General features: G+C 67.3%; 12 protein-coding genes. 8 read left to right on the forward strand and 4 right to left on the reverse strand.

The window, feature by feature from the left end; translation table 11 throughout:
• Positions 1-1068 (reverse strand): alpha-ketoacid dehydrogenase subunit beta, encoded by a 1068-nt coding sequence (locus FSZ13_RS07305; protein WP_145478895.1) that lies wholly within the window; start codon positions 1066-1068, stop codon positions 1-3.
• Positions 1061-2143 carry a pyruvate dehydrogenase (acetyl-transferring) E1 component subunit alpha gene (gene pdhA / locus FSZ13_RS07310; RefSeq protein WP_145478896.1) on the reverse strand — a complete coding sequence of 361 codons (1083 nt, stop codon included), beginning with the start codon at positions 2141-2143 and terminating at the stop codon, positions 1061-1063. The genes FSZ13_RS07305 and pdhA overlap by 8 nt, the downstream gene beginning before the upstream one ends.
• A 333-nt stretch (positions 2144-2476) precedes the next feature.
• Between pdhA and FSZ13_RS07315 the strand changes: the two genes are divergently transcribed.
• The 4 genes from FSZ13_RS07315 (at position 2477) to FSZ13_RS07330 (ending at position 7042) form a co-directional block, all read left to right on the forward strand.
• A complete protein-coding gene (locus tag FSZ13_RS07315) occupies positions 2477-3355 on the forward strand; it encodes a tryptophan 2,3-dioxygenase (RefSeq protein ID WP_145478897.1) in 879 nt (292 codons plus the stop codon).
• 243 nt (positions 3356-3598) lie between these two features.
• Positions 3599-5101, forward strand: a complete 1503-nt coding sequence (locus FSZ13_RS07320; RefSeq protein ID WP_145478898.1) for a peptide MFS transporter — start codon at positions 3599-3601, stop codon at positions 5099-5101.
• An 8-nt stretch (positions 5102-5109) separates the two neighbouring features.
• Positions 5110-5715 carry a thioredoxin family protein gene (locus tag FSZ13_RS07325; RefSeq protein WP_145478899.1) on the forward strand — a complete coding sequence of 202 codons (606 nt, stop codon included), beginning with the start codon at positions 5110-5112 and terminating at the stop codon, positions 5713-5715.
• Positions 5716-5920: 205 nt separating this feature from the next.
• On the forward strand, positions 5921-7042 hold the full coding sequence (locus FSZ13_RS07330; RefSeq protein WP_145478900.1) for a hypothetical protein: 1122 nt from the start codon (positions 5921-5923) through the stop codon (positions 7040-7042).
• 191 nt (positions 7043-7233) lie between these two features.
• Here FSZ13_RS07330 and FSZ13_RS07335 read toward each other — a convergent pair whose 3' ends face one another.
• Positions 7234-7725 carry a MarR family winged helix-turn-helix transcriptional regulator gene (locus FSZ13_RS07335; protein WP_145478901.1) on the reverse strand — a complete coding sequence of 164 codons (492 nt, stop codon included), beginning with the start codon at positions 7723-7725 and terminating at the stop codon, positions 7234-7236.
• 128 nt (positions 7726-7853) lie between these two features.
• On the opposite strand from FSZ13_RS07335, the gene hppD reads away from it, so the two are divergent.
• Together hppD and hmgA are read left to right on the forward strand one after the other, a co-directional pair.
• Positions 7854-8969, forward strand: coding sequence for a 4-hydroxyphenylpyruvate dioxygenase (hppD, locus tag FSZ13_RS07340; RefSeq protein WP_186308869.1), 1116 nt, complete (start codon positions 7854-7856; stop codon positions 8967-8969).
• Positions 8970-8990: 21 nt separating this feature from the next.
• Positions 8991-10292 (forward strand): homogentisate 1,2-dioxygenase, encoded by a 1302-nt coding sequence (gene hmgA / locus FSZ13_RS07345; RefSeq protein WP_145478902.1) that lies wholly within the window; start codon positions 8991-8993, stop codon positions 10290-10292.
• Between the two features lie 27 nt (positions 10293-10319).
• Here hmgA and FSZ13_RS07350 read toward each other — a convergent pair whose 3' ends face one another.
• The gene (locus FSZ13_RS07350; protein ID WP_145479492.1) at positions 10320-10868 is read right to left on the reverse strand and encodes a hypothetical protein; all 549 of its coding nucleotides are present in this window, start codon (positions 10866-10868) and stop codon (positions 10320-10322) included.
• Between the two features lie 132 nt (positions 10869-11000).
• Here FSZ13_RS07350 and FSZ13_RS07355 point away from each other — a divergent pair, with 132 nt between their 5' ends.
• Together FSZ13_RS07355 and FSZ13_RS07360 are read left to right on the forward strand one after the other, a co-directional pair.
• Positions 11001-11621, forward strand: coding sequence for a hypothetical protein (locus FSZ13_RS07355; RefSeq protein ID WP_145478903.1), 621 nt, complete (start codon positions 11001-11003; stop codon positions 11619-11621).
• A 60-nt stretch (positions 11622-11681) separates the two neighbouring features.
• Positions 11682-12632: a sodium:calcium antiporter gene (locus FSZ13_RS07360; protein ID WP_145478904.1), complete on the forward strand. Its 951-nt coding sequence runs from the start codon at positions 11682-11684 to the stop codon at positions 12630-12632.
• Positions 12633-12640 lie beyond the last annotated feature (8 nt).

Raw genomic sequence — 12640 nt, forward strand, 5'->3', positions numbered from 1 at the left:
TCAGCCCGCCGCCACCGCGCGTTTGGCCGCGCTCACGATCCGGTCCACGCTGGGCAGGTACTTCATTTCCAGGCGGAACAACGGAATGTGGGTGTCGTAGCCGGTGACGCGTTCGACCGGCGCCAGCAGGTCGTACAGCGATTCCTCGGCCAGCCGCGCGGCGATCTCGGCACCAAAGCCCGCTGTCTTCGGGGCCTCCTGCACGATCACGCAGCGGCCGGTCTTGGCCACCGATTCGGCAATGGTGGCGAAATCGAGCGGACGCAGCGTGGCCACGTCGATCACTTCGGCACTGATGCCTTCGCCAGCCAGCTTGTCGGCCGCTTCCAGCGCTTCCTTCACCTGCGCGCCCCAGGTCACCAGGGTCACGTCGGTGCCATCGCGCAGCACGAAGCACACATCCAGCGGCAGCGCCTCGCCATCGTTGACCACCACTTCCTTGTACTGGCGGTAGATGCGCTTGGGCTCCATGTAGATCACCGGATCCGGTTCGCGGATCGCGGCCAGCAGCAAGCCGTAGGCGCGCTGCGGCGAAGACGGCAGCACCACGCGCAGGCCCGGCACGTTGGTGAAGATCGCCTCGTTGGCTTCGCTGTGATGTTCCGGCGCGCGGATGCCGCCGCCCCACGGCACGCGCAGCACCATCGGGCAGTGCAGGCGGCCACGGGTGCGGTAACGCAGGCGCGCGGCGTGGCAGACGATGTGGTCCACCATCGGGTACATGAAGCCGTCGAACTGGGCTTCGGCCACCGGCTTCATGCCCTGCGCGGCCAGGCCGATGGTCAGGCCGGCAATCGTGGTTTCATCCAGCGGGGTGTCCAGGATGCGGTCGGCGCCGAAGCGCTGCTGCAGGCCGGCCGTGGCGCGGAACACGCCGCCGTTGACGCCGACGTCCTCGCCGAGGACCAGCACCGACTTGTCGTGTTCCAGCTCCCATGCCAGGGCCTGGGTGATGGCTTCGATGAGGGTGATGGGCGTGGTGGTCATGCTCTCTTCTCCGCGCGCGACGGCGGCGCTGTCGGCGGCGTTGGTCTGCGCGCTGGAGGCGCCGTTCTTGATCTCATCCATGGCGCTGCTCCAGGGCGATCGCCTGCGCGCGCTGGGCCAGCAGGTCCTGCGGCGGATCGGCATACAGGAAGTCGAACATCGCCTCGACCGGCTGCACCGGCGTGTTGAGGTACAGGTTCACTTCTTCATCCACGCGCTTGCCGCATTCCACGGTCCAGGCCTGTTCCTCTTCCTCGCTCCACACGCCCGCGTTGACCAGGTACTTGCGCAGGCGCAGCATCGGCTCCCGCTGCCAGGCGTCCTTCACCTCGGCGTCGTCGCGGTAGCGGCGCGCGTCATCGGCGGTGGTGTGGTCGGACAGGCGGTAGGTCATCAGTTCCAGCACGGTTCCGCCGTCACCGGCCAGCGCGCGGTCGCGCGCCTCCAGCATGGCCGCCATCACCGCGATCAGGTCGTTGCCATCCACCTGCAGGCAATGCAGGCCGCCGGCCAGGCCCTTCTGGGCCAGGGTTTCGGCGCCGGTCTGGGCCGAACGCGGTACCGAGATCGCCCAGCCGTTGTTGACGATGCACAGGATCAGCGGCAGCTTGTAGGCACCGGCCGAGTTCAGCGCGGCGTAGAAGTCGGTCTTGGAGCTGCCACCGTCGCCGCAGACGGCCACGGCGATCTGCTTTTCCTGGTTGAGCTTGAACTTCAGCGCCGCGCCGGCGGCGTGCAGGCACTGGGTGGAAATCGGCACGCAGAACGGGAAGTCCTTGGCCGCATTGCCACCGTAGTCGTTGCCGCGCTCGTCGCCGCCCCAGTACATCAGCACGTCGCGCGGGCGCACGCCGCGCATGAACATCGCGCCGTATTCGCGGTAGGACGGTGCGAACACGTCGTCCTTCTGCATCGCCGCGCCGATCCCGACATGGGCCGCTTCATGCCCCAGGCAGGCCGCGTAAGTGCCCAGCTTGCCGGTGCGCTGCAACGCGATCGACTTGCCGTCGAACACGCGCACGAACAGCATCTGCTTGAACATCGGGAGCAGTGCGCGTGGATCGCGCAGGGCCTCGGGCAGGTCATCGCGGACGAGCGTGCCGTCCGTGTCCAGGTACTGGAGATATTCGATCTTGAACTCAGCGGCAACCGTCATTGCGTACTGCACCTTCGACAGGAAGTTACAAATGATATGAATTGCCATGTTAAGGAAGGCGTATGAAAAAGCCGTCCTGCGGCGCAGCAAGAACTGGCCGGCGGGCCCTCTGGTATACCTCACGAAACGCCCGCAAGGCCAATAACATCAACGTATTCAGTTGCATCAACGGTGCATGAGCGCGGTTCTGCGGGGGCCCGGCCCAGGCTCCCGGGTCGCCACTCCCGCGCTGAACACGCGGCCTCCCCGTGGTCCACACGCTGGCGTAGGGTGCACCCTGCGCAGGCATCCGGCCACTGCGCTACGCTTTCACCCCCTCAAGCGGTCCCCGCCATGTCTGTCGACAAGAACCAACGCGATCTGGAAGCCGGCATCCACACCGACCTGGAAGGCCGCCTCACCTACGGCGGCTACCTGCGGCTGGACCAGCTGCTGTCGGCGCAGCAGCCGCTGTCCAACCCGCCGCACCACGACGAAATGCTCTTCATCATCCAGCACCAGACCTCGGAGCTGTGGCTGAAGCTGCTGGGGCATGAGCTGCGCGCGGCGATCGGTTTCCTGCAGCGCGACCAGGTCTGGCAGTGCCAGAAGGTGCTGGCGCGCAGCAAGCTGGTGCTCCGCCAGCTGACCGAGCAGTGGTCGGTGCTGGAAACGCTGACCCCGTCCGAATACATGGGCTTCCGCGACGTGCTGGGCCCGTCATCCGGTTTCCAGTCGCTGCAGTACCGCTACATCGAGTTCCTGCTGGGCAACAAGAACGCGCAGATGCTGCAGGTGTTCTCGCACGACCCGGAAGGCCAGGCGCAGCTGCAGCAGGTGCTGGACGCGCCGAGCCTGTACGAGGAATTCCTGCGCTACCTGGCGCGGTTCGGCCATGCCATTCCGGCCGGTTACCTCGATCGAGACTGGCAGCAGCCGCACGTGGCCGACGATGCGCTGCACCCGGTGTTCGAACGGATCTACCAGAACACCGACCGCTACTGGCGCGAGTACGCGCTGTGCGAAGACCTGGTGGACCTGGAAACGGCCTTCCAGCTCTGGCGCTTCCGGCACATGCGCACGGTGATGCGGGTGATCGGCTTCAAGCGCGGTACCGGCGGTTCCAGCGGGGTGGGGTTCCTGCGCCAGGCGCTCGAGCTGACCTTCTTCCCGGAGCTGTTCCAGGTGCGCACCACGATCCGCAACGACGACCCGCTGCCGCCGGACGCCTGAGCGGACCCCGGTCCTCCATAAGCCTATTCATGTTTGCCGGCCGCAACCGCCTTACGGTGCGGCAGGCCCCGCCGTTGCTGCGCTGGCGGTCGGGCACGGGTAGTTGCAGATGCAAGTTCAGCGACCATGCGGTGAGCTGCACACATCGGTGTGTATTTGACGTGAACGCCGTTGTTCTGGGATTCTCCCGCGTTGTCTCGCACATCGGACGTGCATGTCTTCCACCGAACCCAGGAATCCCGCATGAGCGTAGACGCCGCCGCGAAATCCGTTCCCGAACCGGCGCTGCCGGAGTTCAAGACCACGCTGGGCCACCCGCGCCCGCTGTGGATGCTGTTCATGACCGAGTTCTGGGAGCGCTTCGCGTTCTACGGGATCCGCTGGGCGCTGGTGCTGTACATCGTGGCCCAGTTCTTCGACGGCGACTCGGCCGGCCAGGCTGCGGCCAGCCGCACCTACGGTGCCTACCTGGCGCTGGTGTATGCCGCGGCGATCTTCGGCGGCTATGTGGCGGACCGGGTGCTGGGCTACCAGCGATCGATCCTGACCGGCGCGGTGATCATGGCCGCCGGCCTGTTCATGGTCGCCATGCCGAACAAGGAAGTGTTCGAATTCGGCCTGGCCACGATCATCATCGGCAACGGCCTGTTCAAGCCGAACATCTCGACCATGGTCGGCAAGCTGTACGGGCTGAAGGATGAGCGCCGCGATTCGGGCTTCACCATCTTCTACATGGGCATCAATGTCGGCGCGATGATCGCCCCGGTGCTCACCCAGTTCCTGGCCGAAAAGGTCTTCGGTACCGAAGCGATGCCGTCCTACAAGATGGTGTTCATCGCCTCGGGCATCGGCATGCTGCTCAGCCTGGCCTGGTTCTACGTCGGCCGCGCCGGCCTGAAGGGCATTGGCGCACCGCCGGCCGGTGCCGAAGGCATGGGCCGCGTGGTGATGGTGTTCATCGGTTCGCTGGTCGCCATTCCGGTCGCCTATTTCCTGCTCTCCACCGGCGCCACCGCGCTGGCCTGGATCCTCGGCGTGCTGTTCGTGGCGCTGGGCGCGCTGCTGCTGGTGGAAGGCATCCGCGAGGGCAAGGTGCAGCGCGACCGCGTGATCGCGATGCTGATCATCTTCGCCTTCAACGTGATGTTCTGGATGTTCTTCGAACAGGCGGGCAGCTCCTTCACCTTCCTGGCCGACAACATCGTCAACCGCAACCTGGGCGGCTGGACCTTCCCGACCGCGTGGTTCCAGTCGGTCAACTCGGTGGCGATCATCACCCTGGCCCCGATCATCGCCTGGATCTGGATCAAGCTGGGTCGTGCCAATCCCTCCATCCCGCGCAAGTTCGGCCTGGGCCTGCTGTTCAACGGCGCGGCGTTCGCGCTGCTGATGCTGGCGCTGTCGAGCATGGTGGTGGACGGCAAGATCCCGTTCTGGACCCTGTTCATGGTCTACGTCATCCAGTCGGTCGGTGAGCTGTGCCTGTCGCCGATCGGCCTGTCGATGGTGACCAAGCTGGCCCCGGTGCGCCTGGTCGGCTTCGGCATGGGCGGCTGGTTCCTGTCCACCGGCATCGGCAACAACCTGTCCGGTATTTTCGCCGGTGCGGTCAGCGGCGAAGGCGGGATGACCGTCGAGTCCGCACTGACCGGTTACACCTTCGGTTTCTGGGCGTTGATGGGCTCTGGCGTGCTGCTGTTCCTGATCGCCCCGCTGATCAACAAGCTGATGCACGGCGTCAAGTGAGGTCTGCAATGCGCACGCACGCGTGGGGGTTCCCGTTGATCATGGCCGGCCTGCTGGCGGCCTGTTCGCCGTCGGCGCCCACCGCCGCGCCTGCGCAGCCGCTGGACACCACCGAACAGACGCCGCCGGTGGCCGATCCCGGACAGCCGGTGGCCTCGGGCAACACCCCGGCCGCGGCGGATGTCGCCGCGGTCGCCGGGCTCAACGCGCAGTTCGACCCGGCCCGCGACCCGGTCGCCGACCTGGCCACGGCCAAGGTCGAGGCCCAGCGGGGCGGGAAGCGCATCGTGCTGGACGTGGGCGGCGAGTGGTGCTCGTGGTGCCACCTGCTGGACGCGTTCGTCGAGGGCGATGCGGAGATCCGCAGCTTCCGTGATGCCAACTACGTGTGGATGAAGGTCAACTACAGCGAAGACAACGAGAACGCGGCGTTCCTGTCGCAGTTCCCGGCGATCAAGGGCTATCCGCACCTGTTCGTGCTCGACGCGGATGGCACGCTGCTGCACTCGCAGTTCACCGGCGAGCTGGAGGCCGACAAGGGCCAGCCGAAGGGCTACAACCGCGAGCGCTTCTATGCCTTCATGAAGGAATGGGCACCGCCGAAGGCGCCCTGACCGGACGGAAAAATGCCGCGGCCTCCGCGGCATTTTTTTTGGAGACCGGCCCCGATCAACGTACCCCGCAGACCACGCCGGTAGAGCGGACTGTCAGTCCGCTGCTCTTCGCGCACGGGTGAATCCACAGCAGCGGATCAACGGTCCGCTCTACAGTTGCCCGGTCTCCTGCCGCTATTTCCAAGGACCTCATGGATCGAAGCGCATGCAGCCTGGAACTTCCGATAGCACCGTGGACGCACCGACCGGCGTGAGCCTGCCGCCAGCGGAGGTGCTGCTGGACGACGCGTCGGCCCATGCTGGCGAAACCGACATCCCGGATGTTGCCGCCACCCTGTACCGCCTGCCGCTGGTGTCGGTGCCGGACAACGTGCTGTTGAGCGCCGCCGTACAGAAGCTGGTGGAGCAGAAGGCCCAGCTGGACCAGCTGGCGCGAACCCCGGCACTGTCCGGCCTGCTGCCAGCGGAGTGGCAGGGCACCGGTTCGCGCGGCGTCGACCTGCAGGCCTTCGTGCTGTCGGTACTGCCCTACCTGCACAACGCGACCAAGGCCGAAACCGCGCCCGCACGCCTGCCGCTCAAGCATGTGCTGGGCGACAGCGGTCGCTGGGACCACCATGACGTGGCCGAACCGAAATCGCTGGCGTTCTTCCTGGCCAGCGACGACCGCGCCAGTGCCGGGGCGAAGGATCCGGCTGAAGCCTATCTGGTCGCCGCGCTGGGTCTTGCCTGGGCGCAGGAGGGGCGCACCCGTCCCGGCTTCCTGCGCCACATGGGCTACCCCAGCATGGCCGCGCGGGTGCACGTGCTGCCGTACCCGGAACCGGGGCAGCTGGCGCTGTACGGCGTGGTTGCCAACGGCCTGGCGCAGACCTGGTGCGTGCTGGACCGGCGCAAGCTGCGCCCGCTGCTGGCGCCGTGGCTGAGCGTGCCGCTGCTCACCGCCTATGGCGTTGCCGCGCCCAGCCCGTGGCCCGCGAGCTATCCGGCGATCGACGAGGTGGCGCGTGCGCTGGCCGTCGCGCGCACCGGCAAGGGCCCGGTGGAAGTAGACCTGGTCAAGGTGGCGGCCAAGGTCGCCGACGATGCGTCAGGGGAAACCTGGATGCCGGTGAGCCTGCTCCAGGTCGGCACCTGGGCCCCGCGCTGGCGCTACTTCCTGGCCACCTTCATCGCCCTGCCGGCGGCGTTGCTGGTGATCGCCGCACTGGCCCTGCCGGGCGCGCTGGAAGCGGCGGCGGTGGCGGCCTCGCTGGGCCTGGCCGCCGGCGCGATCGGCGCGCTCGCAGCGCCATGGGTACACGCGAGGCGCAAGCACCTGAGTTGAGCGCGTGACGACCAACGGTCGTCACCTACCGCGGATCGAACGCCTTTGCAGCAACCCGTGCACACGCTTCGCGGCGGACACCCGCCATTGCCCGGCACGCCCCGATACCGACCGTGGTCGCCATCCCCCGGTAGGTACCGACCGTTGGTCGCCATCCCCCGGTAGGTACCGACCGTTGGTCGGTACGCCCGTCAGCCCTCATCCATCCGCTGCAGGCCGTCCCCGGCCAGGCGCAGGATCAGCTTCTCCAGCATCTGCTCCTCTTCCTCGCTCAGCACCGACATCAGCTTGCGGGTGATCTCGATCACCAGCGGGGCGATGGTCTCGTACACCTCGAACCCGGCCGCCGACAGCGCCAGCACCGAACGGCGGCGGTCGTCACCGTGGGTTTCACGCTTGATGAAGCCACGTTCGAGCAGTCTGGCCACGGCCCGGCTGACCGCCACCTTGTCCATCGCGGTGCGGTCGGAGACCTCGCTGGCCGACGACCCCGGGTACAACGCCAGGATCGTGATCACCCGCCATTCGGGAATCGCCAGGCCGTAACGGTCCCCATACAGCTTGGCGATGTTGCCGCTGACCCGGTTGGACAGGACGCTCAGCCGGTAGGGCAGGAACTGCTCCAGGTCGAGCAGGGCGTGCGAGGCACGGATGCTGTGGCTGCTGGGATCGGCTGGGTTCATGCTGCGGTGCACCTTGATGGTGGTTTCATGTGAAACTATAACCTTGTTTCCGGATTCCGCATTCTCGCGGGTCTGCCTTCCGCCCGCACCTGGTTTTTTCCGGGGGTGGGCCGCTTTGGAGCCATGTCATGAGCAGCCAGCCCGCCACCGCGTCGCACGCCCCCAACCCCGGCATGCAGGTCACCACCTTCGAAAACCCGATGGGCATCGACGGGTTCGAGTTCGTCGAGTTCGCCGCGCCCGCTGGTCGTGGCGCCGAACTGCACGACTACTTCCGCAAGATGGGCTTCACCGCCGTGCTGCGCCACAAGCAGCGCGCCATCACCGTATACCGCCAGGGCGATGTCAATTTCCTGGTCAACGAAGAACCCGACTCGTTCGCCTCCGACTTCGCCGACAAGCATGGCCCGAGCGCCTGCGGCTTCGCCATCCGCTTCAAGAAGCCGGGCGAAGAGGTGCTGCGCATGGCACTGGGCAACGGTGCCGAAGTGGTCGACTTCAAGCCGGACACCAAGGCCGTGCCGGCGCCGGTGATCAAGGGCATCGGCGACTGCATGCTGTACCTGGTGGACCGCTACGGCGCCGCCGGCAGCATGTTCGACGCCGACTATGCGCCGATCGAGGGCGCCGACCCGCGTCCGGTCGGGTTCGGCCTGACCTTCATCGACCACCTCACCCACAACCTGTATTTCGGCAACATGCAGCAGTGGTCGGACTACTACGAGCGCCTGTTCAACTTCCGCGAGATTCGCTATTTCGACATCAAGGGCCTGAAGACCGGCCTGGTGTCCAAGGCGATGACCGCGCCGGACGGCATCGTGCGCATTCCGCTCAACGAGTCATCCGATCCGAAGAGCCAGATCAACGAGTACCTGGACGCCTACAAGGGCGAGGGCATCCAGCACATCGCCTGCTTCACCGAGAACATCTACGAGACGGTCGAAGCGATGCGCGCCCAGGGCGTGGAGTTCTTGGACACGCCGGAGACCTACTTCGAGGTGATCGACACGCGCGTACCGGGCCACGGCGAAGACGTGGCGCGGCTGGCGAAGAACAAGATCCTCATCGACGCCGACCCGGAAACCAAGCAGCGCAAGCTGCTGCAGATCTTCACCACCAACTGCATCGGTCCGATCTTCTTCGAGATCATCCAGCGCAAGGGCAACGAAGGCTTCGGCGAAGGCAACTTCACCGCGCTGTTCGAAAGCATCGAGCGCGACCAGATCAAGCGCGGCGTGCTGTAATCCACGAAACGGGACCCGACCATGTCCACCAGCATCGAATCCCGCGGCTACCAGACCGGCTTCGGCAACGAATTCGCCACCGAAGCGGTGGAGGGCGCGCTGCCGGTCGGCCGCAATTCACCGCAGCGGGTGGCGCAGGGTCTATACGCCGAACAGCTGTCGGGCACGGCCTTCACCGCGCCACGCGGCAGCAACCGGCGCAGCTGGCTGTACCGGATCCGCCCTGCGGTGACGCATGGCGAGTTCCAGCCCTATGCGCAGCCGCACCTGCACGGCGACTTCGCGCAGGGCGCGGTGTCGCCCAACCAGCTGCGCTGGGACCCGCTGCCGTTGCCGACCACGCCGACCGACTTCGTCGATGGCCTGTACACCATGGGCGGCAACGGCTCGCCGGATGCGCATGGCGGAGTGGGCATCCACCTGTATGCGGCCACCGCCGACATGCAGGGCCGCTACTTCTACGACGCCGACGGTGAGCTGCTGATCGTGCCGCAGCTCGGCCGCCTGCGCCTGCTCACCGAATTCGGCGTGATCGAGATCGAGCCGCAGCAGATCGCGGTGATTCCGCGCGGCGTGCGCTTCCGCGTGGAACTGCCGGACGGGCAGGCGCGCGGCTACGTCTGCGAGAACTTCGGTGCGCTGCTGAAACTGCCCGACCTCGGCCCGATCGGTTCCAACGGCCTGGCCAATCCACGCGATTTCGAAACCCCGCACGCTGCGTTCGAGGATGTGGACGGCGCGTTCGAGCTGATCGCCAAATTCCAGGGCCAGCTGTGGCGCGCCGACATCGATCACTCCCCGCTGGACGTGGTGGCCTGGCACGGCAACTATGCGCCGTACCGCTATGACCTGCGCCGCTTCAACACCATCGGCTCGATCAGCCACGACCATCCGGATCCGTCCATCTTCCTGGTCCTGCATTCGCCCAGCGACACCCCGGGCACCAGCAACATGGACTTCGCGATCTTCCCGCCGCGCTGGCTGGTGGCGCAGGACACGTTCCGGCCACCGTGGTTCCACCGCAACATCGCCAGCGAGTTCATGGGCCTGATCCATGGCGCCTACGACGCCAAGGCCGAGGGTTTCGTGCCCGGCGGCGCTTCCCTGCACAACAGCATGAGCGGCCACGGCCCGGATGCGGCGACGTTCGAGAAAGCATCCGCCGCCGACCTGAGCCGCCCGGATGTGATCAAGGACACCATGGCTTTCATGTTCGAAACCCGTGGCGTGATCCGCCCCACCGCGCAGGCGATGGACGCGGCGCATCGCCAGCGTGGCTACCAGCACTGCTGGCAGGGTCTGAAGAACAACTTCCGCGCCTGAGGAATGCCGGCGCATCGCGCCGGCCGGTCAGCCGGGGATGACGCCCGCCTGCTCCAGCTCGGCCAGGCGCGTTTCGGGCAGCACTTCGAACAGGCGCTGACGCACGCGTTCGCAGTACCCGGGGGAGGTCATGCCCGGCAGTGCGTCCAGCGCGCCGCGCAGGGCGGCGACCACCTGCTCATCGTTGCGCGCCTGCTGCAGGGTGCGCAGCAGCACGGCCGCCTGCGGGTGGCGCTGCAGTTCCAGGATGCCGATCAGATAGATGCGCGCGGCGACCATCGAGCGTCGGCGTTCGGTGGCCGGTGCGGGCGTCGTCGTCGGTGCCGCTGCGGACGGCGGGGCCGCCGGGACCACTGCTGCTGGCGGCGCAGGTTCGGCCGGCGCCATGGACACCAGGTAGCCGGCCTGGATCAGCTGGATCACCATGGCCGGCGCCTCCGGCCCGATCATCGCGGTCAGCTGGGCCAGGTCGCGCTGGCCGTCGCACAGGATCAGCAGGCGCCGCTGGCGCATGGCCAGGGGCGCACGGTGGGCCTGCAGGGCGTCGCGGGCGAGGTCGGTCTTGCACGGTTGCATGGGCATGGGGTCGAAGCGGTGCACGCCGAGCCTGAATGCTGCAGGTGTAACGGTGATGACACCCACGCCCTGCATGCATGGGCTGCACACCTGCCACGCTAGCCTGCGGGCCATCTACAGGAGGACGTGCACATGAAACAGCTGGGAGGCGTATTGGCGCTGGGCGTGGCGCTGGCACTGGGTGGCTGCGAACGCACGCCGGAGACCCCGTCCACCGACGCCCAGGCGGCGACGGTCGAACCGGCGGCGGATACCGCCGCCGCGCCTGCGGCCGCTGGCGCCGCCGCCGCGTCCGCCGACACGGCATCTCAGGGGCCGGCCCACCTCGACGGTTACGGTCCGCTGCGCCTCGGCAGCACGCTGGATGAGGTGCGGACCGCGTGGAAGGAACCGTTGCGGGGCGAGGTACCGGATGACTATTGCCATGCCCTGCGGCCCGAGGGCAGCCAGGCCGATGACGTGATCCTGATGATCGAGGGCAAGCGCCTGGTCCGCTATGACGTGCGCAACGACCGCATCGCCGCGCCGGGTGGCGGCAAGGTGGGCATGTCGCTGGGCCAGCTGCAGACGTTGTATCCGGACCGTGGCGACCTCACCCCGCACAAGTACGACGAACGGGGGCACAACCTGCGCGTGCGGCCGGCGGCCGACGGCGGTGCGGTGGTCAACTTCGAGATCGACGGGGACGGCAAGGTCACCGCCTGGCGGGTCGGCAAGACCCCACAGGTCGATTACGTGGAAGGCTGCTCCTGAGGGATTGCCGGGCAGCGCCCGGCACTACAGAATCGAGCCACGACACCTGGGGATCCACCGATGATCGCTGCTACCGCTTGGTTCCTGCTGGGCCTGCTGCTGCTTGCACTGGGTGGCGACTCCATCGTCAAGGCTGCTTCCGGCCTTGCCCAGCGCTTCGGTGCTTCGCCCTTCGTGGCGGGGCTGTTGCTGGTCACCTTCGGCACGTCGCTGCCGGAACTGGTGGTCAACGCGCGTGCGTTCGTGGTCGGCGCGCAGGACCTGGCGCTGGGCAACGCCGTGGGCAGCAACATCGTCAACGTGGGCCTGACCCTGGCCCTGGCCGCGCTGGCGGCCCCGCTGCTGGTGCGGGCGCGGCTGCTGTCGCCGTTGCTGATCCTGCTGGCCGTGGCCAGCCTGGCGGTGATCGTGTTCGGCCTGGACGGGGTGATCGCGCGCTGGGAAGGTGCGGTGCTGCTGCTCGGCTTCCTGGCGTTGCTGGTGTTCGTGCTGCGCGCTGCGGCCCGGGAGTCCGAACCGGTGCGCGAGGCGATTGCCGCTTACGCCATGACCCGAACCGGCCTGCTGCTCAATGTGATCCGGGTGGTGTTCGCGGCGGTGTGCCTGTACTACGGCGCGCGCTGGATCGTCGGTGCCGCGCCGGTGCTGGGCGCGGGCCTGGGCTGGTCGCCGCTGCTGGTAGGCCTGCTGCCGGTCGCCATCGGTACCGCGCTGCCGGAAGTGGCGGCGGCGATCGTCGCCGCGCGTCGCGGCCAGGGCGACATGGTGCTGGGCCACGTGATCGGCTCGAGCCTGTTCAACCTGCTGGTGGTGGTCGGGGGCATGGCCGCGCTGCGTCCGCTGGCCCTGCCGGAGTCGTTCGTTAAGCTCGAGCTGCCGGCCGCCATTGCCTTCGTACTGGTGCTGTACCCGATGCTCAAGGGCGACCTGACCATCAGCCGGCGCGAGGGCGGGATCCTGCTGGTGGCGTTCGTAGCGTGGATCGCGCTGGAGCTGGCGCTGATTTCGTAGAGCCACGC

Source organism: Stenotrophomonas rhizophila, from assembly GCF_007667275.1.
GTDB classification, from domain to species: Bacteria; Pseudomonadota; Gammaproteobacteria; order Xanthomonadales; family Xanthomonadaceae; genus Stenotrophomonas; species Stenotrophomonas maltophilia_AE.

Coding starts and splice junctions, on each gene's coding strand:
- FSZ13_RS07335 (WP_145478901.1), bottom strand. CDS start 7,725: ATGAACCCAGCCGATCCCAGCAGCCACAGCATCCGTGCCTCGCACGCC.
- pdhA (WP_145478896.1), bottom strand. CDS start 2,143: ATGACGGTTGCCGCTGAGTTCAAGATCGAATATCTCCAGTACCTGGAC.
- FSZ13_RS07330 (WP_145478900.1), top strand. CDS start 5,921: ATGCAGCCTGGAACTTCCGATAGCACCGTGGACGCACCGACCGGCGTG.
- FSZ13_RS07315 (WP_145478897.1), top strand. CDS start 2,477: ATGTCTGTCGACAAGAACCAACGCGATCTGGAAGCCGGCATCCACACC.
- FSZ13_RS07305 (WP_145478895.1), bottom strand. CDS start 1,068: ATGGATGAGATCAAGAACGGCGCCTCCAGCGCGCAGACCAACGCCGCC.
- hppD (WP_186308869.1), top strand. CDS start 7,854: ATGAGCAGCCAGCCCGCCACCGCGTCGCACGCCCCCAACCCCGGCATG.
- FSZ13_RS07355 (WP_145478903.1), top strand. CDS start 11,001: ATGAAACAGCTGGGAGGCGTATTGGCGCTGGGCGTGGCGCTGGCACTG.
- FSZ13_RS07360 (WP_145478904.1), top strand. CDS start 11,682: ATGATCGCTGCTACCGCTTGGTTCCTGCTGGGCCTGCTGCTGCTTGCA.
- FSZ13_RS07325 (WP_145478899.1), top strand. CDS start 5,110: ATGCGCACGCACGCGTGGGGGTTCCCGTTGATCATGGCCGGCCTGCTG.
- FSZ13_RS07320 (WP_145478898.1), top strand. CDS start 3,599: ATGAGCGTAGACGCCGCCGCGAAATCCGTTCCCGAACCGGCGCTGCCG.
- FSZ13_RS07350 (WP_145479492.1), bottom strand. CDS start 10,868: ATGCAACCGTGCAAGACCGACCTCGCCCGCGACGCCCTGCAGGCCCAC.
- hmgA (WP_145478902.1), top strand. CDS start 8,991: ATGTCCACCAGCATCGAATCCCGCGGCTACCAGACCGGCTTCGGCAAC.